Raw genomic sequence first — 26,450 nt, forward strand, 5'->3', positions numbered from 1 at the left:
CCTGGAAATTTTTCATCCGGCAGGTTCAAAATACCGGATATCGTACTTGTATCCCTGCTCCACCAGAAATAACTGGGGGTTTAACGCAAACGCCTGTTCGTCAGTTCCCTTGGACACCAGGGTATAAAACCGGGACAGCTTTTCCTTGGGCCGCAGAATTCTGCCCAGGCGCTGGGCTTCTTCCTGGCGGGAGCCAAAGGTTCCGGAAATCTGGATCATGACATTGGCATCCGGCAGGTCCACGGCAAAATTGGCCACCTTGGACACGACCAGAACCCGGACGATTCTTTTTTTAAAATCCTCATAGATTTTTTCCCTGTCCAGATGCCTGGTTTTCCCGGTGATCAGCGGCGCAGCCAGGGCCGATGCCATTATTTCAAGCTGGTCAATATACTGTCCTATGACCATAATGCTGTCATCCGGGTGATTGGCAATGAGTTCTTTGGCAATGTCCAGTTTCAAGGAATTTTCCGACGCAATGCGGAACCGCTGCCGTTTGGGGGCCACGGCATATTGGATCTCTTCATCCCGGGGCAGGGACACCCGGTATTCCGTGCAGATTGCCTGGGCAATAAATCCGCGGTTCTCCAGGGTTTTCCACGGAATGTCATAGCGCTTGGGGCCAATCAGGGCGAACACGTCATCTTCCTTTCCGTCTTCCCTGACCAGGGTGGCGGTCAGCCCCAGGCGGCGTCTGGCCTGGATGCCGGTGGTGGCTCTGAAAACCGGGGCCGGCAGCATGTGGACTTCATCATAAACAATCAGCCCCCAGTTGTTTTGACTGAAAAGCTTCAAATTGTTCATGGGCGCGGCCTTGTCTTTACGATGGGTCAGCATCTGATACGTGGTGATGGTCACCGGTTTGATGGTTTTTTCAAGGCCTGTGAATTCGCCGACGTCGTCCGGTGCCAGGTCGGTTTTTGCCAGCAGTTCGTTCCGCCACTGGTTGACCGAGACATTGTTGGTGGAAATGATCAGGGTATGCCCGGATATCCTTGAGATGACCCCCAGCCCGATAATGGTTTTACCAGACCCGCAGGGCAGGACAATGATGCCGTTTCCACCGGAAGACCGCCCGCCCTGGTGGAAAACATCCACGGCTTCTTCCTGGTAATCCCGCAGGGCAAATTGGTTTCCTGATGTGTCCACATCCCTGAGCCTGACTGGCAGGGCATCGCCGGTGGTATATCCGCACAGATCCTTGACCGGATACCCGGCCTTGACCAGGGCCTGTTTGACATTCCCCCGCTGGTCGGTTTCCACAAACCACCCGTCCTCTGCGGGTTCTGTCAGCAAACCGGCCAGGTCTTTGTTTTTGCCCAGGCGGTTTAAAATGACTTCGTCAAAAACCTGAAGCCGCAGCCGGTCTGAAGATTCCTTTTTCAGGACCAGCAGGCCGTAAATCCCGTACCATTCCTTGATATCCGACAACACATTTCCCGGCGGTTCATACCGGGAAAACCGGTGCAGCCCTGAAAGGATCTCCTCAAAGGGAATTTCCAGGGCCGCGGCATTCCACATGGACAGCGGACTGACCTTGTAGGTATGTATAAATTCCGGGGATTTTACAAGTTCGGCAAACAGTGCCAGAAAATCCCTGCACGGCCCGTAAAGGGGATGGGCTGTTTCCAGCATCAGGGTCCTGTCGCTTTGAATGATCAGGGGACCGTCCTGGGCCAGGGCATTCATGACACAAGGTCCTCAATTGTAATTTGATATGTTTTTTTCAATTTTTTTAACACCGATGCCACTTTATTCTTATCCGCCGTTGCATAGCTTAGTGCAAGGGTTTCCTTGTTGACCTCAAAGGGACAGTTTTCCCCGGCCAGTTCTTTGGCAAAGGTTTCAAGGATATCTGATTTTTGAAAAAAAGAGTCACAAATGTCTTCTGTTTTAAAATCAATTGTTCTTTGCCGGCCGGTTTTTGTTTTTCCACGGCTTTTTTCAGGTAGCGGCTGGTGATATCCTGGGGCGGGGGAGATAGTTTTGTTTGGCTGTGTACGATGTCAACCGGTGCCCGGGCCAGGGTTTCCAGTTTTTCCAGCACCTTTTGGGGAGAACGGATGAGGCAAAGGTCTTTGGATATTTTTTCCACCAGAAAATCATGGATGAATTCAGGTGGGTTTTTACCTTCCAGCAGTCCGCAGTCCTCGTGCAAGATAAACATGTCGGACTGCCCGGCCCATTCTGAAAGCTCAGTAACAATATTGGCCGGCAACGGGCTTGCACTGATGCGGGTTAAAAAATTTTTAAGATCAAACGTGTCGTTTTCGGCCATGAAATCAATGATGCGCTGCCGGTCCAGCTTCATCACGCAGATTTTATCCTCTGAAACCAGGGCGGAAAAGGGGGCCAGACGGTTAATCATGCCCGCCGGATAGATATCGGATTCGATGTGGATTTCGTGATTGGGCAGCACCGTTACTTTGGGTTCCGGAAGCGCACCGTTCATAAACCGGATGAACCGTTCCGTCACCCTGAACCCCCTGACCCGCCCGAAGGAAGGGGTGATGCCCTCCTGCAGGCTTTTTCCATAGGCCAGTTCCACAAACCCCATGCACAGGGGGGTATATTCCAGGAACCTTTCAATATACCGGCCTTCCACCCGGTCAAAGGCATCCGGGTCCATGGGGGCAACAGGACGTGACTCATTGAACTTTTTTTCGATAAAATTGCAGTACCGGCCTCTTTGTTTGTCGCCTTTGTATTTATATCGTGGCTTTTCCGGAATGAGAAAATACGGATCAAGTTCTTTCAACCGCCGGATGAACGACGCCGTTGAATACCAGATACCGGGGGAATACTGTTTCAGATGATTGAAAATTTTTCTTCTGGCGTTTCCAAAATGAATAAACGGCATCACACCGGTGGCACATCCACTATAGTGGAACCGGTCCAGCCGGCCCAGGACGTTGTCGGAATAAAATTCATTGGTGTCGTATGCGTAAGCATCGACCAGGCAGTCAAACACCACCTGCGCCTGCTCCTGCAAGCTTTTTTCAATGAATGCGGTGTATACTTGCGCATTGAAAAGAATATAATTATCCGAAAAAGAAGGTTCGCTGCTGGTGTAACCGGCATACTCCCCTTGGATATCGTATTCAATGAATTTCAATCTTAAGGCCAGGCGATCAATAAAATTCAACCAGTCCGATTCCTCGTCTTCTGCCACATCCGCCTGGGCCAAGGGGGCTGAAATCAGTTTGGCCAGCCGGTTAAGATCTGCTTTGGGCAGCTTATTTCCCCGTACAGACCGTTTTACGGTCCGGTTGCGGAGATATTCCACAAAGACATGGAGATCTTTTTCCAGATCCGGCATCTTGTCTGCGATGTCGGTTAAGTCCGATACATCAAGCTGTTCTGCGTATTTTTCGGGCAAGTTTGTTTTTTTCATGGATTCATATTTTTCCGAAAATAAGATCTGAATCAGGATTTGGCACGCTTCACGGCAAATCCCTGTTGAATGACCGTTTTTTCAATTTGGGATTCCAGACCCTTGGGAAAGGCTATGAATCCGTTGGGCAGAAAAAGCACCGCCTCATTGGAAAAGGTCTTTTCAAGGGATGCTTTTAAACCGATGTGTTTGATCTGTGCAACCCGCAAATCCCTGTGTACGATTTCTTTTCCCCAGTTTTTTTCAAGTGTTTGAAACAGCTTTTTGAATTCGGGCAGATGATTGATCAGCCTGCACAGCCAGGGCGTATTCCTGATCTCATACAGTTGCCGGCCCATCATCGCGGGATCGGGTTCCGCAAGGATTTTTTTGTTTTCCACCCTGAACCTGGCGATCCGGGCTAAACGGATCAGCATGGGGAGCGGAATTTTTTTAAAATCAATACAGGCTGTTTCCGGATCCGTGACATAGGTCTTTTCAGGGGTGTCTTCCCAGGGCTCGTCCGTGATGCCGGACAGGCGGTAACAGGCCCCACCGTCAAGGTCCGCTGTTCTTAAAATGCCCGTTTCCCACCCCAAACGGCAGACCCGGTCAATATCCGGCGCTGTTTCAAAATCACAGAAAATATCCAGCGCCGGTTTCAACTGATCCGGACGGACCCATTCATCGCGGTTTAAACTGGAAAAAATCACCTTCAATGCCGCCAGGCAGTCAAAGGAATATCGATTATAAGAGGCAAGTCCCATATTTTCTGCGGCTTGTGTTGTCCACTGCGCGTACTGCCATTGTGTTAAATTGTCCATATTGAATACACAGCCCTTGATTCTGAGGCACCCGTTTTGATCAATGGTCAAGTCCGGATGGTCTCCATGGGGCGTCCCGTCTAACCGGCTGATATTTGTCAGCAGTTTACGAATCCGGTCTTCGGATATCGTTCCGGATTGATCGGATTTCAAAGGGCGGTCAATCATTCCGGGTAAATGTGCCTGGAACTCAATGGGTAAACACAGACGGATTCTTTCCATTTTGGTTTTCCCGCCGGCACCGGACGGATCCGTATAAAAGGCCAGAAGGCCTTTGCGGACAAACCGGTTTTTAACATCTTTCAAGACATTCTGATACCGCCGGGTAAAGGTGGTGTATCGATGTCCCCCCAGGGCACTGACCCGTCCAAACGCGGAAATATCCACCGGCTTTTCCTGGGCCGCCAGAAAATGGAGCATGGTGACTTCTTTTTGAGTCAGACTGCCCAATGCCTGTTTCAACCCCACATCCGAAGTGAGCAGGGTCTCAACGATTTCAGCGGATGCTGACTGCGGTGTTGCAAATTGACGGAACTTGCAGATGGCCTTGATATCGGCCTGTACCAATTCGACACGGCACATTTGTCTTATAATATCAGCTTGTTTCATATTCAAGGGTTCCCGGCTTCAATCATGGGCATTGTATATAGAGGGGGGCAGTTTGCCGTTTTGGAGCAAAATCAATCGTAGTATCCTTCTATAACGATTTCGTAGTTGTTTGTAATGACATCTTTGATCTCTCTTATTCTGACACCATAGATGGATTTTTTGATTACCATTGAAGTATGTGGTCCTTTGATAACAGTATTGTTTTCAACCATATTTTTAACACGGATCATGGGGTCCGGGGCCAGGGCCGCAGGCTGTTTATGGAGAAGAAGAAAATCCTTTTGAATCATCAGCGCTTCAATTTTTTGTTTCTGCAGGTTGATTTCTTGTTGGTTTTTAAAAACTTTTTCCATAATAAATTTTTTTCTTACCTGGTATTCAGCCGTGTACCGCGCTGTCCTGTTCGTCGCCGCCTGGTACATATCGGAAATTTCAACCCGTCGCCGGGACAGGTAATTTTCCTGCTGGGCAATGCTTAACCCTTCGACCTGTTTTATCTCTTGGTCCATATAAGCCAGCATGTACTCATTCTGTAACAGCATTCCGCCATTATCTGCCGGACCGGTTCCATTGGAAGGCTCATATAATTGAATTTTTTGTCCAAGGGATTCTATGTGTTTCAATTTATCTGCATTGCAGACATTAAGAAGATATGTGAGTATCTGTTTTTTTTCCAAATATTCATTTTGGGTATTGAAATGATTTTGTAATTTCAATGCCAGCGTATCCAGTTCGTCCTGTTTTTGAAGCGTTCTTAAAACAGCGATCTCTTTATCTATCAAACGGTTAACAGCATCTGCCTTGAAATTTGGGATATGGCCGATTTCAAGGATCGACGGATGCTCCGGGCTGGAATATACACTATTTAATATAATGGTTTCCATGGCATGGATTTCACTTGAAAACACATTGGAATTCGAAGCAATCACATTGCGTGATGCCACAACCTTGGCCTGGGTGATATTTTTGGATATTTTCAGGTTCCCGCCGGACATGATAATTGTGCGATAATCTGACCTTTCGACAACCGATTCCTTTTCCCCGACATTTCCTTTGATATGGATATCTCCCGAGGCATCTACCTTTCCCAGAACATTTCCGGTGATTGACACGTCGTGGCAAATGACCGCGCCACCCGCGTTGATATTACCTTCAAGCTTTAAGTTAACATCACGATAGATCTCTTTGGTATCGGCCCCAAGATGCCCTGCCAATGTCCTGGTTTCCCGGTTATGGCGGCAAGGTTCAATAAACAGTGTCCTTTGCTTGAAAAGCACGGGGATGCCATCCTGGCCGGCAAGAAAAGACCTTCCCTTTTTCACCACACCGTTACCACACATCAAAAGATGGCTCCTGGGTTCAATGGGTAATATGGTTTGTCCCATGATATTCGTACCGGGTTTTCCCTGCTTATGGGGGGTGATTTTTGCTAAAACAGCTCCTTTTTTAACCTGGATTTGTGACCTTTGTCCTTTAATTTCAGTATTTGTGGAAGATTCAGTATCAAAATGGAACTGAACGATTTCATCAATTGATTGTTCGGGGAAAGTTCCCTGGGCGATTTTTAATCTGTCTCCGGTTTCGGAGTCAGCCAAAAAAATTTTGATCAATTCGTTACTGATCAATCCAAATCGAATACCGTTTAGCTTTAACCAATTATGGAAATGATCCAGCTCCAGATTTTCAAACGACTCTTTTTTACGATGAACCCATGCTTCCATTTTATCTTGGGAAACCGTGAATTCAAATAATTCATTGAATCGCTTACTTGAACTGATTTCCGATTTGTAAAGGGTAACGGCTTTTTCAAGGGATAACCGGTCTTTTTCAATCTGCTGCTGAATTTTCAAGATGAACAGAACATTCTGTTCAGTCAATTGAAAAAGTTCTTGTAGTATTTGGCCTAGATACCGTTTTTTTCCCCCCGATTCAGCATCTTTTTTCTGAATCCTCAAAGCCTGATTCAACTGCTCAATGGTTATAAAATTATATTTAACTGCAATAGCCCCAAATCGTTTATTTATCGTTGCCCGGTCCATTTCAGAAGAGGCAATGCCATAGATCGCCTGTTCAAGAAGATCATCCTGTATCCTGTCCTGGATGAGGAGAATTGCAGTTTTATTGGCCTGGCTCATCTCATTTTTTTCAACAAGGATGTCGCCGATTTTTTTACTTTTCCGATTTTTCCGAAAAAAAACATCCTGGTCATTCAGCGCATTTTCCACATGCTTTGGGGTGATAAACCGGTTACTGACGCCAATTTCTCCGAATCGTTTATCAAGCATTTTTATTTTCAGGTGGTTTCTCAGGGCAAGAAGGGAATTGATTTTTTCCTGTGTCAGGATCTTGGTTTCTTTGAAGATCGTCACGACACTATACCCAGGATCTTTTTGATAGATAGCTATCAATCGAGATAATATGGCCTGTTCCAGATTCGCAGTGATGAATTTGCATTTTACTGCCAGGGCAATAAGCTGCTGGTTTTCTTTTTGTGTATCTATCATACTATCATAAAAAACTGGCGCTTTATCTTGTCAACGGCCATTCATCAAAAAAGCGGCATCCCTGCGTTTGTTCAACGGATATATTCTAAAGTCCGTCATCCGGTCATCACACCTTTATAGATCACAGTCATGGTCTCTGTCCACCAAAAATCATGGTTCGAATCATGGGCATACCCATGGCTGCCGTGGCGGCAGGCCCAGTACCCCGAAACCGTGCCGAAAAACATGCAGGCAATGACCGTATGCTGCTCTTTATTTACATTGCAGATCCGCTGTCCGAAAATTGATGAGGTTGAAGTTGAATATGATGTTTTTCATAAATTTAACTCAAAAAAATTTATATTTACATAATTTTTTAAAAAATAATTGACTTTATCGTCATGTCAGCGTAATTTTTAAGAAATCAAATCAAGTAACCCTTTACGTTATCCTTCAAATAAGACGGGGCACCATGAAAATCGAGCTGATCAACATCAGCATTACCAGGGAATCCACACAGGGAAAAGGATCAGGCCATGACCGAACATGCCCTTTCAGCAAATGACAGATGTGCTGCATTTGAGGATCTTGGCATCCGGGATTATGTTCCGGTCCTTGATCTTCAGACCACTGCCCGGGAAGAGATGATCCAGGACCCGGGCCTTGGCGACCGGGTTTTTTTCGTCCAGCACCCTGCGGTCTACACCTTAGGCAAAAGAGGGGGGCGGGAAAATCTTGTGGTGCCGGAACGGTTTCTGGCCGAAAAAGGGATTGAGATTGTCCAGACCGCCAGGGGGGGAAACATCACCTTTCACGGGCCGGGCCAGGCTGTGCTCTATCCCGTCATCAACCTGGAACGGGCCAGGATCGGGGTGGCCGACTTTGTCCACGGTCTTGAGGAAATCATGATGAGAACGGTCCGGCAATTTGGTGTGGAGGCCCGAAGGGATCCGCAGAACCACGGTCTCTGGGTGGGGAAGAAAAAAATCGGCAGTGTGGGCATCTCGATTAAAAAAGGGATCTGCATCCATGGCCTGGCCCTGAATGTCTGTCCGGATCTGACCCCTTTTACCTGGATCAATCCCTGCGGTCTCCAAAATTTATCCATGACTTCACTTGAACAGGAAACCCACAATCCCCCCTTTGACCCGAAAGCTTCCATGGAACAGGTCAAAGATCTGTTTTTCAAATTTTTCTGCGACATTTTCGATTTTAACACAAGGAGGCCAATCCCATGAATTCCCTTTGCAACAGCCATACAGAAACCCGTTCTTCCGGTGCCATCCGGAAAGGCAAGCCCAGGTGGCTGAAAAAAAGCATGCCCAAAGGCGGGGATTACCAGCGGGTTACCCGGCTTTTATCCCAAGCAGGCCTTCATACCGTTTGCCAGGAAGCGGCCTGTCCCAACATGTTTGAATGTTTTTCAAAAAATACCGCCACGTTCATGATCCTGGGCTCCCATTGCACCCGGAACTGCCGGTTCTGCAATGTGGCTTCAAACCCTCCGGGCCCGGTTGACCCGGATGAACCCCAAAGGGTGGCTGATACCGTACTCAAACTGAAACTGACCTACGTGGTTGTCACTTCCGTTACAAGGGACGATCTTCCCGACGGCGGGGCATCCCATTTTGCATGTGTGATCCAGGCCATCAAAAAGGCTGGTCCGGGCATCCGGGTGGAAGTGCTGATCCCGGATTTCCAGGGAGATGTCAAGGCTCTTGAAAGCGTGGCTGAAGCAGACCCTGACGTGATCAACCACAACATTGAGACGGTTAAAGGCCTTTACGCCAGGGTCCGTCCCCAGGCCCTTTACCAGCGATCCCTTGACCTGATCCGACATGTTACTGAACGCTTTCCCGGCCTGCCTGCCAAGTCCGGCATCATGGTGGGCCTGGGCGAAACACCGGAGGAACTTGGGGCCACCTTCCAGGACCTGTACGATCACGGCTGCAATATCCTCACCGTGGGCCAGTACCTTCAGCCCACAAGGGACCATCTTTCCGTGGAAAAATTCTACAGTCCGGAAGAATTTGAACAACTTGACCGCATGGCCCGGGATATTGGATTTAAACAAGTGGCTGCCGGCCCCTTTGTCAGAAGTTCCTACAAGGCCGGGGCGTTGTTCGAAACACTTTAAAAATTCAAGTCTGTGCCTCCTGGCGTAATTTTTAAAAATTTTCTTGACGAACCATATGGTTAACTAGTAGTAGGATCGTTGGTTAACGAGTTCGAATGCAGAATTACGGAGGCGGACAGATGAACGGATTCTTTGTCGCGGGAACAGATACGGACGCGGGTAAAACAGTTTTTACTGCCGCTTTGGTGCGTCAAATACGGATGCAGGGTATAGATGCCGTGCCAATGAAAGTGATTCAGACCGGGGGAGGCTATACCCAGGACGGATACCCGATTTCCCCGGATTTTGAAGTCTATTGCAGGGCTTCATCCTTTATCCGGGATGGGGACGAAATAAGGGATATGGTGCCCTTGTCATTTTCCGCCCCCTGTTCTCCCCATCTGGCAGCCCGGATGGAAGGGACCGCGTGTGAAACCGGCCCGGTCCTGGCGGCGCTGGAGCGACTCTGCACAAGACATGACCTGGTCATTGCCGAAGGGGTGGGGGGGATCAATGTTCCCCTGTCAGACAGGCTTACAAGCCTTGCCCTCATCAAAGAAACAGGACTGCCCCTTATTCTGGTCATTCGAAACGTTTTGGGGTGCGTCAACCACGCCATCAATACCATCCAGGTCCTCAGATCTCATCGCATTCAAATCAGGGGGGCGGTCATGACCGAGACAAGTTCCCCAAAGGATTGCGATACATTTATTCTTGGGGATAATCCCCGGATTATCAGCCGGCTCGGCAACATTCCCATTTTGGGCAGCCTTCCCTTTATCCCCGGAGCCCAGTCCGGCACGGAACCGTTTTGGACCGCCCTGGATGTTTACATGAACGGTATTGCCGGCGCACTTTTAAACGGCGGGAACAATGAACAGAACTGAAGCATATCTGGCCTTTGACAAAAAACATATCTGGCATCCCTATACCTCCATGACCGATCCCCTGGGCGTCTATATGGTGAAACGGGCCGAAGGGGTCCATATCCACCTTGCCGACGGCAGGGTTTTGACCGACGGCATGTCTTCATGGTGGGCAGCCATTCACGGGTATAACCACCCCGTGCTGAACCGGGCCCTCCATGAACAGCTCAGGAACATGAGCCATGTCATGTTCGGGGGCCTGACCCATGAGCCGGCCTGCATCCTGGCTGAAAAGCTGATATCCGTTGTTCCCCAGGGACTTGAACACATCTTTTTTTCGGATTCCGGGTCTGTTGCGGTTGAGGTGGCTATCAAAATGGCCATCCAGTACCAGCACGCCCTGGGCAAGCCCGGAAAAAAAAAGCTGCTCACAGTCAGGAAGGGCTATCACGGGGACACCTTTGCCGCCATGGGGGTGTGCGATCCGGTCCAGGGCATGCACAGCCTGTTCAAGGGTGTACTGCCCGGGGCGATTTTCGCCCAGGCCCCCCAATGCTCTTTTTTCCAGGCCTGGGATGAAGGGGACACGGCTGAGATGGAATCGCTCATGGCCGAACGCCACCAAGAGATTGCCGCTGTCATACTTGAGCCGGTTGTCCAGGGGGCAGGGGGGATGCGCTTTTATCATCCCAATTACCTCAAACAGCTTGGCGCCCTGTGCCGGCGGTATGATATTCTGCTTATCTTTGATGAAATCGCCACGGGGTTCGGCCGCACCGGAAAACTGTTTGCCGCCCAGTGGGCCGGAATTTGCCCCGATATCATGTGCATTGGAAAGGCTTTGACCGGCGGGTACATCAGTTTTGCGGCAACCCTTGCAACCCCTGACGTGGCCCGGGGGATATCGTCTGACGGCGGGGTTTTCATGCATGGACCGACCTATATGGGAAATCCTCTGGCCTGCGCGGTTGCCAATGCCAGCCTCGACCTGTTGATGACCGGGGAGTGGCAGACCCGGGTTGGGGCCATCCAGGGCCTGCTGACCGAGCATCTTGCGTTGGCCCGGACTTTAGAAGGGGTCAAGGAGGTGAGGGTTCTGGGTGCAATCGGGGTGATCGAACTGGAAGAGGCGGTGGATATGTCTGTTATCCAGGATATGTTCGTCCGGGCCGGTGTCTGGATACGTCCCTTTGGCAGGCTGGTCTATACCATGCCGCCCTATGTCTGCAAAAAAGAGGATGTGGTGAAGATTGCACAAACCATGTGTCAGGTTGTAAAGGCGTATTTGAAAAGGAGGTAATGAGCGGTGATTTTTTTGATTTTGTATGTTGTGGCGCTCCTGGGCTTTGGTCTTTTTGAAGTTAAAAAAATAAAAAATAAGGAATTCTCAATATCCTGAGGAAGAAGATGCAATATACCATTGAGTCATATATCAATATCGCAAAAACCATTATTGAGGGGCAACGCCCTGAAGATAAAATTTATCATCATCTGGCATTGACCGGGGATAAGGATGTGTTCGCCCTGATGGCAGGTGCTGATCTCATCCGGGACACCTTTTTTAAACGTGAAATTCACCTATGTTCAATTTGCAACGGAAAATCCGGAACGTGCAGTGAAAATTGTAAATTCTGCTCCCAATCAAAATTTCATACCTCGGATATTGAAATCTATCCCCTGATGTCCAAAGCTGAACTCCAGAAAAGGGCATACGCGCTCATGGATACAGATGTCCACCGCTATTCGGTTGTGACCACAGGCAAAGGGCTTGGCAAAAGTGAGGTGCGGCAGGTGGCGGATGCCCTGGGTGAGCTTCCGTCAAAGAAATTATCCTATTGCGTCTCTTTGGGCATCCTGGATGATGAGGATATGGCGTATTTGAAAGCCTGCGGCATAGGCCGCTATCATCATAACCTTGAAACCTGCCGAAGCCATTTTGATACTGTCTGCACATCCCACACCTACGATGACCGGATCAATACGATTAAGAAAGCAAAAAACGCCGGCTTGTCTGTTTGTTCGGGCGGCATTTTCGGTGTGGGTGAAAGCATGGCCCAAGTCCTTGAGCTGGCGTTTGAATTAAGAGAACTTGAGGTGGATGCTGTTCCGATCAATTTTTTAACCCCCATACCGGGAACGCCTTTTGAAGGGGAAAATAATCTGACGCCGTTAAGGTGTCTGAAAATAATATCTGTCATGCGATATGTGCTGCCGGATACAGACATCATTATTTGCGGCGGAAGAATACCGAATTTAAAAATGCTTCATCCCTTTGTCTTCCAGGCCGGTGCAAACGGCATAATGACAGGCGATTATTTGACCACAAAAGGCAATCAACTTCAAGAAGACCTTGACATGATCAATCAGCTGGGGTTTGAATAAACTTAGCGCGCTAAGTTCTCATACTGACAAGGAGCAGCCCCACCCCTCAATAGGGTCGATCCTCGGGAAAATTATTTGTGATTGCGGAAAAGTTGTATACAACCCTGTTAAAGCGAATAATTATTTGCTTTAACAGGGTTGTATACGGTATAAAGCAAATAATTATTTGTGTTATAGATAAGGTTTCTATGATTGATGCGATTTGTAATACTGTGTTAAATCAGCTTGGGCAGCGCCTGAGGCAGGCCAGGTTGGCGCGCGAAGACTCCCAGGAGGATTTTGCATTCAGGATCGGCGTTTCTATCCCTACGCTGCGCAAGATGGAGACAGGCAGTCCCCAGGTGTCCATCGGCACTTGGGTAAAAGCCTTGGATATTCTTGGATGTATTTCTGACATGGATAAGCTGATTGCTCCTAAAGAATCGTTGGCAGAACGGTTTGAAATCCAACACAAGTATGCAGGCCGGCAGCGCGTCAAACGGAGCAGGTAATGCAGAAGCTCAATGTTGTGTTAACCCTTCCTGGCGGTGGGCATTTGTCCTGTGGTGAAATTTTTACCACCACACCTGATGCCCGGGGCCGGATCCAGGGATCTTTCCGGTATACAAAAGAGTACCTGTCAAATCCTGGTGCTTTTCCCCTTGATCCGGTGCACTTGCCTTTGGGCGCCGCTGAAATTGAGGCAGACCGTCCCCAGGGGATACATGGTGTATTTGAAGATGCCTTGCCGGATGACTGGGGCAGGGCGCTTTTATCCGCAAAGTACCGTATCCCCAGGGCAGAACAAACTGTGCCCAATTTATTAAAGTTTCTGGGAGCAAGCGGCCTGGGTGCATTATCTTTTTATTCCGGAAAGGGCAACGCATATGTCGACCCTTCAGCAGGTATTCATGATTTATCCCGGATGCTAGCGGCGGCATTAAATTTTGATGCCGGCCTTCCAGTGGATGAGAATGATCTAAACGCGCTTTTTATTTGCGGCAGTTCTCCCGGCGGGGCCCGTCCGAAGGCCTTGATTAAGGACAATGACGGCAGGCAGTGGATAGCAAAATTCCCCAGACTCAATGACCGCTATCATGTTGAAGCCATCGAAGCAGGAACCCTTTGGCTGGCGGTCAATGCCGGCCTGAATGTTCCCGATTTTTCAATCCGGAAGGCCGGCAACCGAAGCGTCCTGCTTGTAGAGCGGTTTGATATGACACCGTCCTGTGGCCGTAACCACATGATCAGCATGCAGACCTTGCTGGGCGCTGACGGATATTACAATATGTCTTATTCGGATATGTTTGTGATGATCAACAAATTCAGCAGCAAGCCCCGGAAAGATACAGATGCGCTGTTCCGGCAGATGGTATTTAATGCCGCCATCAGCAACACAGATGACCACCTTAAAAATTTTGCCATGCTTTATACCGAATCCGGATTTTGTCTGTCTCCGGCGTATGACCTGGTCCCGGATATTTATCATAACAGGGAGCATCGGTTATCTTTTCCCCAGGGAGCTGGTACATTGCCACCTGGCAGAAAGATTCTGGAAAGAATCGGCAATGTATATAAAGTGTCGAATCCGGGCCGGATCATGGACGATGTTTATCAATCTGTGTCCCGTTGGCAAGATGTATTTGAAGAATATGATGTTCCGGAAAAAGATATCCAGCGGCTTGAACCTGCCATCAGCCGGGGTTTAAGCCGATTAGGATCTCAGACGAAATAATCTGCATTCTATAGACCGGCACCGGATTCCCCGGGGACACACCAATGACGGAAAAATTAAATATTGTAATCAGACAATTGCCGTGCAGGATAACAATTTGTTGATTTGGTTCGGTAAAAGGGCTTATATGTACGATAATTTTTATTTAATTGAACGATCAGGCTGATTATGAAAAAAGAAAATCATTCAGAAATAAAAGATATTCGCGCACAGGTGAGAACTGCGGCTGCCGACGGAGCCAGTGTTGAATTTACGTTCCCGGATTCCATACTTGTATACCAGTTCCCTTTAAGGGACTGGAGTGATAACGGCTTGGGTATCCTGATCAAACAGGATGCCCGGATATTGGATTATATCCGGGTGGGTCAGATATTTTCAGTTAGCCTTCGCCGGGGTGGGAGGAGCCTTGCTTTGGAGATGTACCAGGTGGAAATCCGCCATATTTCAGATCCTGGACAAGGACAACATCCCGGGCATAAAGTCGTTGGGTTGAAAATTCTGGAGAGGATCCAGATGTAGTTATTTGTTTAACTCAAACCGGTACCCTACGCCGTGGACGGTTGTGATAATTGCAGGTGCCGCCGGTTTGTCCTCAATTTTTTTTCTCAAAATTGCAATATGCTGGTCAAGGGTCCGGGTGGTGCCCCCATATTCCACGCCCCATACACGGTTTAAAATGGTCTCCCTGTCCAGCACTTCCCCGGGGTGTCCGGAAAAAAGTCTGAGAAGTTCATGAATTCCAAATGGCTTGGTGATGTAATCGTCCGCACCAAGTTTCAGGCCCACCACTTTGTCGATCTCTTCCCCTTTAGCGGTGTTATTCTCCCGGTCAGCCGGGCGGTAAAGATCAAATGATCTCTTACCGGTCATGGGCGGATTGAACCGGTTGATAAATTGCCTTTCCTCCCCCGTGACAGCCCGGGAACGCCGGGGGTACAGCAGGCTTTTTTTTGGGGGTGGACTTTTTTTCCTAAAGTGTAAGTATCTTAATCCAGAAAATCCAATTCCGGAATGGGCAACAGTTTTTTGCCCGGGCCCAGACACACCAGTTCCAGAGTACAGGTTACTGCCGGCTTGTTTTGGCCCGGGCGCCAGGCGCTGTGGAAAAACACCACCCGGTATGGTCCCTGCTTTTCCCAGGTGGTGCGTATATCCAGAATATCCCCGAACTGGGCTCCGTCATGGTATCCGATGTCCGCTTTATATACGGCAAATCCGACACCCTGGTCGTGCCACATCCGGACCAGGGTCTGAACACCGAATATGTCTTCCCTGGCCCGTTCAAAATATTTCAGATAATTGGCGTGGTAAACGACGCCGGAGTGATCCGTGTCTTCATAATATACACTGGCCTTGAAGTGGTGGACGGCCGGGTCCTGATCCGCTGTATGCATCTTGGTGATATGTTTTGTGTTAGTCATAGTCATAATCGTTTATATACATTGTCCCTGGATTTACATAAAAAGTATTGAATATTTATTGCGGTTGACATTAAACTGCCTGGCATTAATCCACAAGTTTTAATACATGGAACATCATAATTAGCCAAGGAAGAAATCATGGAATTACAGGCTGCCATTGAGCAAAGAAAAAGCATTCGCGGATTTTTAAACAAACCGGTTCCCAAAGAGGTTCTGACTCAGCTTCTTACCCTTTCTGCCAGGGCGCCGTCTACGAAGAATGCACAACCGTGGTATTTTTATGTGGTTGCTAAAGAACCTTTGGAACAGCTCAAACACGCCAATGTGGAAAGGTTCCGCAGGTCTGAAGCCCCCCCTGAGGAGATGGCGCATACCCTGGTTGAACCGGAAAAAGGAACTGTTTACCGTGACCGGCAGGTAGATATTGGAAAACGGCTGTTTACCATCATGGGGATCGGAAGGGAAGATAAAGCCAAACGGATCGAGTGGATGGAACGGGGATTCCGGTATTTCGATGCACCTGCGGCGATTATCGTTGTCGGCGATAAATCACGTCCCATTGAAGGCACCTATATGGATGCCGGATTGGTTACGCAAACGATCTGTCTGGCTGCACTTGATTTCGGGCTTGGCACCTGTATCGAGAACCAGGGCATCACCTATTCCGACGCAATTAGAGAAAATCTTAAAATTCCTGATGATAAGCGCTTACTGGTTGCCATTGCAATTGGGTACCCTGACTGGGATTTTTCCGGAAACCAGATAACCAGTCCCCGGGAGGACCTGGAAAATGTTGTTACCTGGTGCGGATTATAAGGGGTTTGAAAAAAAAATAACGCCGCCATATCTATAAAACTCGCCAGGAGGCAGCATGATCTGCGTTGAAATACCCGGCATTGGTCCGGTTCGTATTCAAAACGTGATGTTTGACTTCAACGGCACCATTGCTGCGGATGGCCGTCTTCTTGACGGAGTGGGGCCGGCCATGAACCGGCTTGCCCCTCAACTTGATTTTCATGTGGTGACCGCTGACACCTTTGGCTCGGTCCAGGCGCAGCTTGGCGGGGTGAAGACAGAAGTTGTATGCATTTCAAATCAGGATCAGGATCGAAAAAAACTGGATGTACTCAATCGCATCGGCGCAGATACCACCATGGCTGTGGGCAACGGTGTCAACGATGCGTTGATGCTTAAACATGCAAGGCTGGGCGTTGCGGTACTCGGGGCCGAGGGGATGGCGCTGCCGGCTTTGATGTCCGCCGATGTGATGATCCGGCATATTCTGGATGTATTTGCCTTTTTTGAAAAGCCTAAACGGTTGATCTCCACCCTGAGAAACTGATTTTTTAATTAAGGATCAGCCGGCCTTGCGGATAAAGGCGCGCTTGCGAAGCAGCAGCCACAACCCGCCGCAAACCACCCCGGTTATCGTTTGTATCAGTCCAAGGCTTGGAATCAGATCTTCCACCGTCTCAAGGGAGATGAGAAACATACCCAGGCTGCCTATGAACATGGCCATGAAATTGATCAGGGATGCGGCTGATCCCGTGTCTTCATCCTGCTGGGATAACAGCAGATTGGTAGAAGGGGGGCGTATCAGGGTGCATGCCAACGTGCTGGCCAGCATGCCCGGAGCGAACAAAAACGGAGAGCCGCTGCCTTTCATGAAAATGAAGCTCCCGCTTACGGCCATACAGGTAAAACTGCCGATGATGATATTGCCCGGGGAAAACCACCGTGATATCTGGATATAGATCAAGGGTCCTGCCAGGGCACCCAATGCATTGAGACCGAAATAATAGCTGTAGGCCTGTTCATCCATGCCAAACCCCTGGATATAAATAAATGCAGAGGCCCCGATAAAGGTCATAATCGGCAGGGATATCATGGAAAATATCATGAGCAAAATGGAAAACCCCGGATTTTTCATGACCACGGCCAGGCGTCCCAGGGCGTTGAACAAAGAGCCCGGGTAGGGGGTTTCAAGGGGCTCATCCAAAAACAGGGACAGGCAGAATGAAACCAGGCCGATTCCGGCCAATGCCCAGTATATGGCATGCCAGGACATGAATCTTAAAATCTGTGCCCCTGCCACCGGTGCCACCACCGGGGCCACAATGACCATGGCCATGACAACGGCCAGCACGGACTCCCGCTTCCTGCCCGTGTACATATCCTTGACCATGGCTGTTGCCACGGCACTGCCTGCACCGCCGCCAAAACCCTGGAATACCCTGGCCAGAACCAGTGTCGTTACATTGGTGGACATGGCGCATACGATGCTGCTTAACGTGTACAGAACAAGTCCGGTCAGCAGGATGGGTTTTCTGCCATATTTTTCACTGACTGGTCCCCAGATCAGAATACCCAGGGAAAAGGAGATTAAAAACAGACTCAGGCTCAGGTTCACAAGGGTCTGGCCGGCATTAAACTCTTCCATGACATGGGGCAGGGCCGGCAGATACAGATCCGTTGACAAGGGCGGAAAGGCGCTGAGCAGCGCCAGCATGGCGATGATTGAACGGTCGCCGAAAAATTTTTGTTTTTGATGCATTCGTTACTCTTTTTTCCAGATTACTTTACAGGGTTGGTTTCAATATTTAAAATCTGTTGTTTATCAGCAATACCCAATGATGGAAAGGCTATTTTGTCACCCATGGCATCCCCAAGATTGAACAGATGATACAAAAGAATCCCGGGTAAGACGAAGTTGTCTCATTTTTGGCAACCGGCCGATTGTGTCTGTCCGTCATGGAGATAATTATTAATGCAATTAAGCGAAAGTTGGAAAAATGAAAGTACTTGTTATTAATTCAGGAAGTTCCTCACTGAAGTATAAATTGTTTGACTTATCCGGTCCCAGGGCAATATGCGCGGGCCTGGTGGAGCGAATCGGCAGTCCGGAGAGCAGTCTGACCCATACCCTGTATCCGGACCCGGGACCTGGTGAAAAAACCGAACTGATTGAAATTTTTAAGAATCACACCCAGGCCATCGAAAAGGTGGCTGCTTTACTTATGGCAGGTGATGATCCGCTTGTTAAATCGGCTGACGAGCTTTTAGCCATTGGTCACCGGGTGGCCCAGGGCGGTGAATTTTTTAAGGAAAACTGCATTGTGGATGCCAGGGCCATTGAGGGTATCCGGGAGAATATTGTGCTGGCGCCCTTGCATAATCCGGCCAATCTGGCCGGGATTGAAGCGGCTATGGCGTATTTTCCCGGCGTGCCTTCGGTTGCCGTGTTTGATACGCTGTTTGCAAGCAGTCTCCCTGATTATGTTTACCGGTATGCATTGCCCACTGCGTATTATAATGATTATAAAGTCAGGCGGTACGGATTCCATGGCGCCTCCCACGCCTATGTCACCAAAACCCTTGCCGGTCTGATGGGAAAACCGTTAAATGAGTTGAACAATATTGTCTGCCACCTGGGCAACGGATCTTCCATAACCGCTGTCAAAGGCGGCGTGTGCCGGGAAACATCCATGGGTATGACGCCCACTTCCGGTCTGATCATGGGGACCCGGTGCGGTGACATTGATCCTTCCCTGCCTGCCTATCTTACCTCCCGTACCGGTAAAAGTGCCGGGGAAATCCAGACGGTTCTTGACCGTGAAAGCGGTCTGACCGGTATCTGCGGGATGAATGACATGCGGGATATCCACAAAGCCATGGCCTCGGGTGATGACAATGCCAGACTTGCCTTTGAGATGCTGTGCCATGGTATTAAAAAATATATCGGGGCTTACTATGCCGTGCTTGGCCGGCTGGATGCCATTGCCTTTACCGCCGGCATCGGGGAAAATGACACAAAAGTCCGGGCCAAATCCCTGGAAGGGCTTGAGCACCTCGGTATTATAGTGGATCAAGAGGTGAATGCCGGTTTAAGGGGTAAATCCGCCCGGATCTCCACCCATGACAGTGCCGTGGAAGTCTGGGTGGTCCCCACGGATGAAGAATTTGAGATTGCAACCATCTGCAAGGATCTTGTATTGTAAGATGACAAAAATGTATGATTTGTTTTTAAAATGATTTTGACAGCCCGAATCCTGCCCATACAAAAATCAGTCCGGCGCTTAGCTGAATAAGCCCGTTTAGAACGGCCAGGCCGATCTGTCCGTTGCGCATATATAAAAACAGTTCAAATCCAAAGGTGGAAAACGTAGTAAATCCGCCTAAAAATCCGGTGAAAACAAGCAGCCTGATCTCCGGGGGAAAGATTTGCCGTGTGTCGGCAATACCACCTAAAAGTCCTATGATAAAGCATCCTAAAACATTGACAGTGATGGTTCCTAAAGGAAGTGATGTATTTTTTACGGCATTGACATATCCTTCATATACCAGAAAGCGGCACATGGCTCCCATGGCACCGCCTAATCCTACCATTGCTATTTTGATCATTTTTTATATTAACCGGTTTATGGCGTATGGTACATTAATGTAATAATCTTATTTTGTTTTACCACGAAGCGCACGAAGTTCACGAAGATATTAGCGTACCAAGCGTCTTGTTCTTCGTGAACTTCGTGGTTTTAATCTGAACGTATCTTAATGTTATGACATTGGGTAAAAGATGTTAAACAAAAGACTATCCGATTTTTAACTGGATATTGTGGGATGCCATGGTGCGGGTGACGGCCCGGTTCATCTCGTCCAGATCCAGATTAGAGCGATATTTTCCGTCCGTTTCGCTGATCTCTATCCCGTCTATGGTTTTACGGGTCAGTTTGAGCAGTACGCTGAGGCCGAATGTCTTTTTTACTTCGAATATTTTTTTATTGCTGTCCATTATAATAAGTCCTTTCAATAAGTCCTTGGTTTGTGTGTTCGTTTGTGTGTTCAATTCTGAATTTATGAAATGCAAGTTGCATACCGTTCTGTTTAAAAATTAATGAAAAAGTGCTAAAGGTCAGAGGAGTCAGGACCTGTAAGGTGAGTTTGTATCTATTGTTAGAAACCCCTTGGTATAATTATCGGAATAACTGGGCAGAAATTTACATTTTTGTTTTGGTTATTACCGGGTTTTTTGAACAGTGGTTGACATGGGATTGTTTTTTCAGGATAAAGATAGGGCTGGCTTTGATCTTTGCCTAATATGAGTGTCAAGGAGGTTTTAAGCGTTTTGAATTCCCCAAATCCGGATAATCCCATATTCATCGTGGACGACGATTCAAAGATCCTTGCAGCAGTAGAAACGGCTCTGCGAAAGGCCGGTTTTGACAACATTACTGCCATCGGGGACTCAAGGGATGTGATCAGGACCATGGAGCGCAGGATTCCCGGACTGGTCCTCCTGGATTTGAACATGCCTCATATCAGCGGCGGCCACCTGCTGAAAAGTATCCGTAAAACCTGGCCAAGAATACCTGTTATTGTGCTTACAAGTAATCTTGACGTGGATACGGCTGTTCAATGCATGAAGATCGGGGCCATGGATTATATCCTTAAGCCCGTTGATTCGGATCGCCTGGTCAAGTCGGTGAAACAGTCCCTTGACGGCGGGCAGGGCCTGGGTAAGCTTTCCCCTCCCCAGCGCCAGGAGTTATTTGCCCAGATAAAAAAACCTGCCGCCTTCAGCGCGATCATTACCCAGGACAGTCAGATGCATTCCATTTTCCATTATGTGGAAGCTGTGGCACCGTCTCCCCAGCCAGTGCTGATTTTTGGGGAAACCGGGGTGGGAAAGGAGTTGATCGGTCAGTGCATTCACAACTTGAGCGGCCGCAAGGGAAAACTGGTTAAGGTCAATGTGGCGGGGCTGGATGATAATGTGTTTTCAGATACCTTGTTTGGCCATGTGCCCGGCGCGTTTACCAGCGCCCAGACTGCCCGGCCCGGGTTGATCCTCCAGGCTTCCGGGGGAACTTTGATGCTGGATGAGATCGGCGATCTGGCATTGTCCTCCCAGGTCAAGCTGCTCAGACTGCTCCAGGGCGGTGATTATCTGGCCCTGGGGTCGGATATTACCCGGCATTCGGATACCCGGATCATTGCGTCCACCAACCAGGATCTGTGGGCACTTGAAAAACAGGGCAAGTTCAGAAAGGATCTGATTTACCGCCTTTCCACACATACGCTGACCATACCGCCGCTGCGGGAACGCCTTTTGGACATTCCCCTGCTTCTGGATCGTTTTATCTGCCAGGCAGCCGATGAACTGGATAAGCCTGTGCCTGATATCCCGAAACGTCTGATTGAAACCATGGAAACATATCCATTCAAGGGAAACATCAGGGAGTTGAAATCCATGGTTTACGATGCCATGTCCAGGTACCAGGGCGGCGCCATTTCTGCCGATCTGTTCAATATTTCCACCCACGCAGATCATGGGCCAGGGTCGTCTATACCTTTAAACCAGGACCTTCCGACTTTGAAACAAGCCTCTAATGCGCTGGTGGAAAAAGCCATGGCCTATACAGGGGGCAATCAGACTGCGGCATCCAAAATTCTGGGCATTTCACAGCAGGCGCTCAGCAAGCGCCTTCAAAAACTTCGTGGAGAAGTATAGTCCGGTCCGCCTACAATTTAATTGTATCTACAATATTTGTTGTAATTGTGTCTATCTTCCTGTTATAAAGAGATATTCTTATTTTTTATTTAAAAAACGCTAACAATTTTTATTGTAGCTGGTTTGGGTTAAAATAAACATCATTTTGATTATTTTGTTTATTATCAGCATGTTAAAGCTGAAAATTCTCTTCGGTACAAAATTTGCTCTTAAATCGTTGATAAAATGGTTAAACGTAAATTTTGGGTACATTTTATAAGAAAAGGAGAGCCTTACTATGAGTGAGAATATTTTTCATGCACCGGATAAATTTCGTGAAAATGCCTGGATTAAATCCATGGATGAATACAAGGCCATGTATCAAAAATCCGTGGAAGACCCTGAAGGGTTCTGGGGAGAAATTGCAGAAACGTTTTACTGGGAAAAAAAATGGGACAAGGTCCGGGAGTTTAACTACAGTATGTCCAAGGGGCCGATATCCATTGAATGGTTTAAAAATGCCAGGACAAATATTACCTATAATTGTCTGGATCGTCATCTGGATACCCGGGGGGACCAGGCTGCGTTGATCTGGGAGGGAAACAGTCCGGGTGAAGATATGGTGATCACCTACCGTGCGCTCCATGAAAAGGTGTGCCGCTTTGCCAATGCCCTGAAAGAAAGCGGGGTGGGCAAGGGGGACCGTGTGGCCATATACCTGCCAATGGTCCCTGAACTGGCCATCACCATGATGGCCTGTGCCAGGATAGGGGCCATCCACTCCATTGTATTCGGGGGCTTTTCTTCCGAGGCCCTGGCCAACAGAATCATGGATTCCCTTTGTAAAGTTCTGGTGACATCGGACGGGGTCATGCGCGGGGCCAAGTCCGTTCCCCTCAAGGGCAATGCGGACCAGGCCCTTAAGATGTGCGCAGACCAGGGGCACGTCGTTGAAACCTGTTTTGTGGTCAAACGGACCGGTTCCGGTATCAATATGGTAGAGAACCGGGATGTCTGGTGGCACGAGGCGGCCCAGGCCCAGAGTGCTGAGTGCCCTGTGGAATGGATGGATGCCGAGGATCCGCTGTTCATCCTCTATACATCAGGCTCCACAGGCACACCCAAGGGGGTTCAGCACAATGTCGGCGGATATATGGTGTATACAGGAACCACGTTTAAATACATCTTTGATTACCACGATGGCGATGTTTACTGGTGCACGGCAGATATCGGGTGGGTTACGGGTCATTCCTACATTGTTTACGGCCCGCTTTCCCAGGGTGCCACATCCATTATATTTGAAGGCATACCTTCCTATCCGGATCCCGGCAGGTTCTGGGCCACAGTTGACAAATGGAAAGTCAACCAGTTCTACACAGCCCCCACTGCCATTCGGTCGCTCATGGCCCAGGGAGATGAGTGGGTGGCACAATATGACCTTTCCTCCCTGCGGCTGTTAGGATCAGTGGGCGAACCCATTAACCCCGAGGCGTGGCAATGGTACCATAAACATGTGGGAAAAGAGCAGTGTCCCATTGTCGATACCTGGTGGCAGACTGAGACCGGCGGTATCATGATTTCTGCGTTGCCCTATGCCATTGACCAGAAACCTGGTTCCGCCACCCTGCCGTTTTTCTCTGTGCAGCCTGTAGTACTTGGTGAAGACGGCAAAGAGCTGGAAGGGGCATGCGAAGGCATCCTGGCGATCAAGGAACCCTGGCCCGGTCAGATGCGCACGGTTTATAACAGCCATGACCGTTTTGAAATGACGTATTTCCAGATGTTTGACGGATATTATTTTGCAGGCGACGGCTGCCGCAGGGATGAGGACGGCTATTTTTGGATCACAGGCCGTGTGGATGACGTTATCAACGTGTCCGGACACCGCATGAGTACATCCGAAGTGGAATCTGCCTTGGGCAGTCACAAGGATGTGGCCGAGGCTGCAGTCATCGGGTATCCCCATGATATCAAAGGGCAGGGTATTTATGCTTTTATTACATTGAATATCGGTGTATCCCCGTCCGATGAACTGATGGCGGACCTGAAACGTCATGTGAGAAATGAAATCGGGCCCATTGCCACGCCGGATATCATCAATTTTGCCTCGGATCTGCCCAAGACCCGGTCCGGCAAGATCATGAGGCGTATCTTAAGAAAGATTGCAACGGATGAGCATGACCAGCTTGGCGATATATCCACCCTGTCAGATCCTGAAGTTGTGGGCACGCTGATCAACAGCCATAAGGAATTGATGAAATAGCAATGACCCCTGGCAAATGGGTGACTTTGCGTTCAAATACCACTTAATCTTGACAGTCTGACTGATTTTGCTTAATTGGTACATAAGTCTCAAGTCTGCTATGACGGTTGTTTTTAAAGGATAGTTACATGTCCCAAGATACATCTCTTGTCAATCTTCTGGTGGACCAGGAACGTCATATATCACTTAAACAATTATTATCCTCTTTGCCGGATATCACATTGAATCTGCGTCAGATCTGTGATTTTGAATTGTTAACCACAGGTGTGTTCAGTCCGCTGAAAGGATTTATGACCCGGGTGGCGTATGACAGTGTCCTGGACCGCATGCGCCTGCCTTCCGGCGAAATCTGGCCCGTGCCCATCTGCCTTGATGTCTCCAGGGATCTTGCAGACAGGTTTGAGGCTGGGCAGTCTGCTGTACTCCGTGACCCTGAAGGATTTCCTTTGGGTATCATGGCCATTGAGGACATCTGGCAGGCAGACCGGGAAAAAGAGGCCATGGCTGTTTACGGCACCACAGATTGGCCCATGATGAGGTGGCCCGGCTCCAGGGCGGGCGCGGCCGATACTACGTTGGCGGCCGTATTGAAGCCTTGAATCTGCCGATTCATTCTGATTTCAAGCAGATCCGCAACACGCCTTCGGAGGTGCGGCAACAGTTTCGTAAGCTGGGATGGAATCGGGTTGTGGGGTTTCAGACCCGGCAGCCCATCCATCGTCCCCAGTTCGAGCTGACCATCCAGGCCATGAAAAAGGCAAAGGCAAACCTGTTGATGCTGCCCATCGCAGGCATCCCCAGACCCGGAGATTTTGACCATTATACCCGGATGCGCTGTTATCAGAAGGTGGCAGCCCATTATCCCCCGGACACCCATATGCTTAATCTGCTCTCCTTGTCCACCCGGCTGGCAGGCCCAAGGGATGCGGTGCTTCACATGATCATCGGGAAAAATTTCGGGTGTACCCACTTTGTCATCGGGCATAACCATGCAACCCCGGGAACGGACAGCAGCGGAAATCCATTCTACGATACCCCCCAGATCAGGGAACTGACCCTCCAGGCCGGGGAAGAGATCGGTATTGAGCCGGTATTTTTTGAAGAGATGGTTTATCTGCCCTTTGAGGATGAGTTTAAGCTGGCCAGTGAGGTGAAGGAGGGCCAGGAAACCCTCTCTTTTACCAATGACCATATCCGTGACCGGGTCAGAAAGGGAAAACACATACCGGAATGGGCCAGTTTTCCGGATGTGATCAACGAACTGCGCCGTTCCTATCCGTGTCCTGCCATCCAGGGATTTACCGTTTTTCTCACCGGGCTTTCCGGGGCCGGAAAATCCACCATTGCCAAGGTGCTGTATTCAAAATTTATGGAAATCGGCACCCGGCCCGTAACCCTCTTGGACGGCGACATTGTCCGGCGCAACCTGTCTTCGGAGCTTAATTTTTCCAAGGAGCACCGTGACATCAATGTCCGGCGCATCGGATTTGTGGCTTCCGAGATCACCAAGAACAGAGGCATTGCCATCTGCGCCCCCATTGCCCCCTACGAGCGGACAAGGTCGAAAATCCGTACATCCATTGAGGCCCATGGCGGATTTTTTGAAATCCATGTGGCCACCCCCATCAGCGTGTGCGAAAAAAGGGACCGCAAAGGCATGTATGCCAAAGCCAGGGCAGGACTGCTCAAGGGCTTTACCGGGGTGGATGATCCATATGAGGAACCTTCAAATCCGGAACTGTCCATTGACACCTCCAACCTGACCCCGGATGAGGCGGTCCGGCAGATTTTACTGCTGATCAGTGAAAAGGGGTTTGTTTAGGAATGAGTCCGAATTAAAACCATGAAGAGCATGAAGGACATGAAGATTGATTTCCCGGCATATATTCTTCATGTCCTTCATGGTGAAATA

At 49.0% G+C, this 26,450-nt stretch carries 23 protein-coding genes and 1 pseudogene; 15 read left to right on the forward strand and 9 right to left on the reverse strand.

Features of this window, described 5'->3' with window-relative positions:
* Window positions 1-12: 12 nt before the first annotated feature.
* The 4 genes from Q366_RS12025 to Q366_RS12040 all read right to left on the reverse strand — a co-directional run bounded on the left by Q366_RS12025 (window position 13) and on the right by Q366_RS12040 (window position 7,310).
* Window positions 13-1,689: a DNA repair helicase XPB gene (locus Q366_RS12025; protein WP_035239178.1), complete on the reverse strand. Its 1,677-nt coding sequence runs from the start codon at window positions 1,687-1,689 to the stop codon at window positions 13-15.
* 88 nt (window positions 1,690-1,777) lie between these two features.
* The gene (locus Q366_RS12030; protein WP_035239181.1) at window positions 1,778-3,394 is read right to left on the reverse strand and encodes a hypothetical protein; all 1,617 of its coding nucleotides are present in this window, start codon (window positions 3,392-3,394) and stop codon (window positions 1,778-1,780) included.
* 32 nt (window positions 3,395-3,426) lie between these two features.
* Window positions 3,427-4,806 (reverse strand): hypothetical protein, encoded by a 1,380-nt coding sequence (locus Q366_RS12035; RefSeq protein ID WP_035239184.1) that lies wholly within the window; start codon window positions 4,804-4,806, stop codon window positions 3,427-3,429.
* Window positions 4,807-4,877: 71 nt separating this feature from the next.
* Window positions 4,878-7,310, reverse strand: a complete 2,433-nt coding sequence (locus Q366_RS12040; protein WP_035239188.1) for a flagellar assembly protein A — start codon at window positions 7,308-7,310, stop codon at window positions 4,878-4,880.
* A gap of 164 nt (window positions 7,311-7,474) precedes the next feature.
* Here Q366_RS12040 and Q366_RS22175 point away from each other — a divergent pair, with 164 nt between their 5' ends.
* The 9 genes from Q366_RS22175 to Q366_RS12080 all read left to right on the forward strand — a co-directional run bounded on the left by Q366_RS22175 (window position 7,475) and on the right by Q366_RS12080 (window position 14,886).
* Window positions 7,475-7,597, forward strand: coding sequence for a hypothetical protein (locus Q366_RS22175; RefSeq protein ID WP_281175490.1), 123 nt, complete (start codon window positions 7,475-7,477; stop codon window positions 7,595-7,597).
* 228 nt (window positions 7,598-7,825) lie between these two features.
* Window positions 7,826-8,527 (forward strand): lipoyl(octanoyl) transferase LipB, encoded by a 702-nt coding sequence (lipB, locus tag Q366_RS12045; RefSeq protein WP_035239193.1) that lies wholly within the window; start codon window positions 7,826-7,828, stop codon window positions 8,525-8,527.
* Window positions 8,524-9,426, forward strand: a complete 903-nt coding sequence (lipA, locus tag Q366_RS12050; RefSeq protein WP_051958016.1) for a lipoyl synthase — start codon at window positions 8,524-8,526, stop codon at window positions 9,424-9,426. The genes lipB and lipA overlap by 4 nt, the downstream gene beginning before the upstream one ends.
* Window positions 9,427-9,521: 95 nt before the next feature.
* The gene (gene bioD / locus Q366_RS12055) at window positions 9,522-10,292 is read left to right on the forward strand and encodes a dethiobiotin synthase (RefSeq protein WP_084691809.1); all 771 of its coding nucleotides are present in this window, start codon (window positions 9,522-9,524) and stop codon (window positions 10,290-10,292) included.
* Window positions 10,279-11,571 carry an adenosylmethionine--8-amino-7-oxononanoate transaminase gene (gene bioA / locus Q366_RS12060; RefSeq protein ID WP_035239200.1) on the forward strand — a complete coding sequence of 431 codons (1,293 nt, stop codon included), beginning with the start codon at window positions 10,279-10,281 and terminating at the stop codon, window positions 11,569-11,571. Before bioD ends, bioA begins: the two co-directional genes overlap by 14 nt.
* Window positions 11,572-11,678: 107 nt before the next feature.
* Window positions 11,679-12,653: a biotin synthase BioB gene (bioB, locus tag Q366_RS12065; protein ID WP_035239203.1), complete on the forward strand. Its 975-nt coding sequence runs from the start codon at window positions 11,679-11,681 to the stop codon at window positions 12,651-12,653.
* A 188-nt stretch (window positions 12,654-12,841) separates the two neighbouring features.
* Window positions 12,842-13,144, forward strand: a complete 303-nt coding sequence (locus Q366_RS12070; protein ID WP_035239210.1) for a helix-turn-helix domain-containing protein — start codon at window positions 12,842-12,844, stop codon at window positions 13,142-13,144.
* Complete coding sequence (locus tag Q366_RS12075) at window positions 13,144-14,367, forward strand: type II toxin-antitoxin system HipA family toxin (protein ID WP_035239213.1); 1,224 nt, start codon at window positions 13,144-13,146, stop codon at window positions 14,365-14,367. The genes Q366_RS12070 and Q366_RS12075 overlap by 1 nt, the downstream gene beginning before the upstream one ends.
* A 168-nt stretch (window positions 14,368-14,535) precedes the next feature.
* Window positions 14,536-14,886, forward strand: a complete 351-nt coding sequence (locus Q366_RS12080) for a hypothetical protein (protein ID WP_035239215.1) — start codon at window positions 14,536-14,538, stop codon at window positions 14,884-14,886.
* Here the strand turns inward: Q366_RS12080 and Q366_RS12085 are convergent, their stop codons facing one another.
* Together Q366_RS12085 and Q366_RS12090 are read right to left on the reverse strand one after the other, a co-directional pair.
* Window positions 14,887-15,237 carry a DNA-binding response regulator gene (locus Q366_RS12085; RefSeq protein ID WP_051958017.1) on the reverse strand — a complete coding sequence of 117 codons (351 nt, stop codon included), beginning with the start codon at window positions 15,235-15,237 and terminating at the stop codon, window positions 14,887-14,889.
* A gap of 116 nt (window positions 15,238-15,353) precedes the next feature.
* Entirely contained in the window at window positions 15,354-15,788 is a 435-nt protein-coding gene (locus Q366_RS12090) for a YbgC/FadM family acyl-CoA thioesterase (RefSeq protein WP_051958018.1), read from the reverse strand.
* Between the two features lie 138 nt (window positions 15,789-15,926).
* Here Q366_RS12090 and Q366_RS12095 point away from each other — a divergent pair, with 138 nt between their 5' ends.
* Together Q366_RS12095 and Q366_RS12100 are read left to right on the forward strand one after the other, a co-directional pair.
* A complete protein-coding gene (locus Q366_RS12095; protein ID WP_035239217.1) occupies window positions 15,927-16,604 on the forward strand; it encodes a nitroreductase in 678 nt (225 codons plus the stop codon).
* A gap of 55 nt (window positions 16,605-16,659) precedes the next feature.
* Window positions 16,660-17,130: an HAD family hydrolase gene (locus tag Q366_RS12100; RefSeq protein WP_035239220.1), complete on the forward strand. Its 471-nt coding sequence runs from the start codon at window positions 16,660-16,662 to the stop codon at window positions 17,128-17,130.
* Window positions 17,131-17,145: 15 nt separating this feature from the next.
* Here the strand turns inward: Q366_RS12100 and Q366_RS12105 are convergent, their stop codons facing one another.
* Window positions 17,146-18,342, reverse strand: coding sequence for a multidrug effflux MFS transporter (locus tag Q366_RS12105; RefSeq protein ID WP_035239222.1), 1,197 nt, complete (start codon window positions 18,340-18,342; stop codon window positions 17,146-17,148).
* A gap of 238 nt (window positions 18,343-18,580) precedes the next feature.
* Between Q366_RS12105 and Q366_RS12110 the strand changes: the two genes are divergently transcribed.
* Window positions 18,581-19,786: an acetate/propionate family kinase gene (locus tag Q366_RS12110; protein ID WP_035239225.1), complete on the forward strand. Its 1,206-nt coding sequence runs from the start codon at window positions 18,581-18,583 to the stop codon at window positions 19,784-19,786.
* A gap of 25 nt (window positions 19,787-19,811) precedes the next feature.
* Here Q366_RS12110 and crcB read toward each other — a convergent pair whose 3' ends face one another.
* The gene (crcB, locus tag Q366_RS12115; protein WP_035239229.1) at window positions 19,812-20,189 is read right to left on the reverse strand and encodes a fluoride efflux transporter CrcB; all 378 of its coding nucleotides are present in this window, start codon (window positions 20,187-20,189) and stop codon (window positions 19,812-19,814) included.
* 187 nt (window positions 20,190-20,376) lie between these two features.
* Window positions 20,377-20,577, reverse strand: coding sequence for a hypothetical protein (locus Q366_RS12120; RefSeq protein WP_035239232.1), 201 nt, complete (start codon window positions 20,575-20,577; stop codon window positions 20,377-20,379).
* Window positions 20,578-20,910: 333 nt separating this feature from the next.
* On the opposite strand from Q366_RS12120, the gene Q366_RS12125 reads away from it, so the two are divergent.
* From Q366_RS12125 to Q366_RS12135, 3 genes and pseudogenes are all read left to right on the forward strand, one after another.
* Window positions 20,911-22,296 carry a sigma-54-dependent transcriptional regulator gene (locus Q366_RS12125; protein ID WP_035239285.1) on the forward strand — a complete coding sequence of 462 codons (1,386 nt, stop codon included), beginning with the start codon at window positions 20,911-20,913 and terminating at the stop codon, window positions 22,294-22,296.
* A 277-nt stretch (window positions 22,297-22,573) separates the two neighbouring features.
* A complete protein-coding gene (gene acs / locus Q366_RS12130) occupies window positions 22,574-24,538 on the forward strand; it encodes an acetate--CoA ligase (RefSeq protein ID WP_035239235.1) in 1,965 nt (654 codons plus the stop codon).
* A 128-nt stretch (window positions 24,539-24,666) separates the two neighbouring features.
* A pseudogene (locus Q366_RS12135) lies at window positions 24,667-26,360 on the forward strand (bifunctional sulfate adenylyltransferase/adenylylsulfate kinase).
* The last annotated feature ends 90 nt before the right edge of the window (window positions 26,361-26,450 follow it).

The organism is Desulfobacter vibrioformis DSM 8776, from assembly GCF_000745975.1.
In the GTDB taxonomy this organism is placed as follows: domain Bacteria; phylum Desulfobacterota; class Desulfobacteria; order Desulfobacterales; family Desulfobacteraceae; genus Desulfobacter; species Desulfobacter vibrioformis.

Excerpts from the sequence above, each read along its gene's own strand:
- Q366_RS12110 (WP_035239225.1), top strand. The coding sequence starts at position 18,581 with ATGAAAGTACTTGTTATTAATTCAGGAAGTTCCTCACTGAAGTATAAA.
- bioB (WP_035239203.1), top strand. The coding sequence starts at position 11,679 with ATGCAATATACCATTGAGTCATATATCAATATCGCAAAAACCATTATT.
- Q366_RS12095 (WP_035239217.1), top strand. The coding sequence starts at position 15,927 with ATGGAATTACAGGCTGCCATTGAGCAAAGAAAAAGCATTCGCGGATTT.
- Q366_RS22175 (WP_281175490.1), top strand. The coding sequence starts at position 7,475 with ATGGGCATACCCATGGCTGCCGTGGCGGCAGGCCCAGTACCCCGAAAC.
- Q366_RS12075 (WP_035239213.1), top strand. The coding sequence starts at position 13,144 with ATGCAGAAGCTCAATGTTGTGTTAACCCTTCCTGGCGGTGGGCATTTG.
- acs (WP_035239235.1), top strand. The coding sequence starts at position 22,574 with ATGAGTGAGAATATTTTTCATGCACCGGATAAATTTCGTGAAAATGCC.
- Q366_RS12030 (WP_035239181.1), bottom strand. The coding sequence starts at position 3,394 with ATGAAAAAAACAAACTTGCCCGAAAAATACGCAGAACAGCTTGATGTA.
- Q366_RS12040 (WP_035239188.1), bottom strand. The coding sequence starts at position 7,310 with ATGATAGATACACAAAAAGAAAACCAGCAGCTTATTGCCCTGGCAGTA.
- Q366_RS12070 (WP_035239210.1), top strand. The coding sequence starts at position 12,842 with ATGATTGATGCGATTTGTAATACTGTGTTAAATCAGCTTGGGCAGCGC.
- bioD (WP_084691809.1), top strand. The coding sequence starts at position 9,522 with ATGCAGAATTACGGAGGCGGACAGATGAACGGATTCTTTGTCGCGGGA.
- Q366_RS12025 (WP_035239178.1), bottom strand. The coding sequence starts at position 1,689 with ATGAATGCCCTGGCCCAGGACGGTCCCCTGATCATTCAAAGCGACAGG.
- Q366_RS12080 (WP_035239215.1), top strand. The coding sequence starts at position 14,536 with ATGAAAAAAGAAAATCATTCAGAAATAAAAGATATTCGCGCACAGGTG.
- Q366_RS12090 (WP_051958018.1), bottom strand. The coding sequence starts at position 15,788 with ATGACTAACACAAAACATATCACCAAGATGCATACAGCGGATCAGGAC.
- Q366_RS12035 (WP_035239184.1), bottom strand. The coding sequence starts at position 4,806 with ATGAAACAAGCTGATATTATAAGACAAATGTGCCGTGTCGAATTGGTA.
- Q366_RS12100 (WP_035239220.1), top strand. The coding sequence starts at position 16,660 with ATGATCTGCGTTGAAATACCCGGCATTGGTCCGGTTCGTATTCAAAAC.
- bioA (WP_035239200.1), top strand. The coding sequence starts at position 10,279 with ATGAACAGAACTGAAGCATATCTGGCCTTTGACAAAAAACATATCTGG.
- crcB (WP_035239229.1), bottom strand. The coding sequence starts at position 20,189 with ATGATCAAAATAGCAATGGTAGGATTAGGCGGTGCCATGGGAGCCATG.
- Q366_RS12085 (WP_051958017.1), bottom strand. The coding sequence starts at position 15,237 with ATGACCGGTAAGAGATCATTTGATCTTTACCGCCCGGCTGACCGGGAG.
- lipB (WP_035239193.1), top strand. The coding sequence starts at position 7,826 with ATGACCGAACATGCCCTTTCAGCAAATGACAGATGTGCTGCATTTGAG.
- lipA (WP_051958016.1), top strand. The coding sequence starts at position 8,524 with ATGAATTCCCTTTGCAACAGCCATACAGAAACCCGTTCTTCCGGTGCC.
- Q366_RS12120 (WP_035239232.1), bottom strand. The coding sequence starts at position 20,577 with ATGGACAGCAATAAAAAAATATTCGAAGTAAAAAAGACATTCGGCCTC.
- Q366_RS12105 (WP_035239222.1), bottom strand. The coding sequence starts at position 18,342 with ATGCATCAAAAACAAAAATTTTTCGGCGACCGTTCAATCATCGCCATG.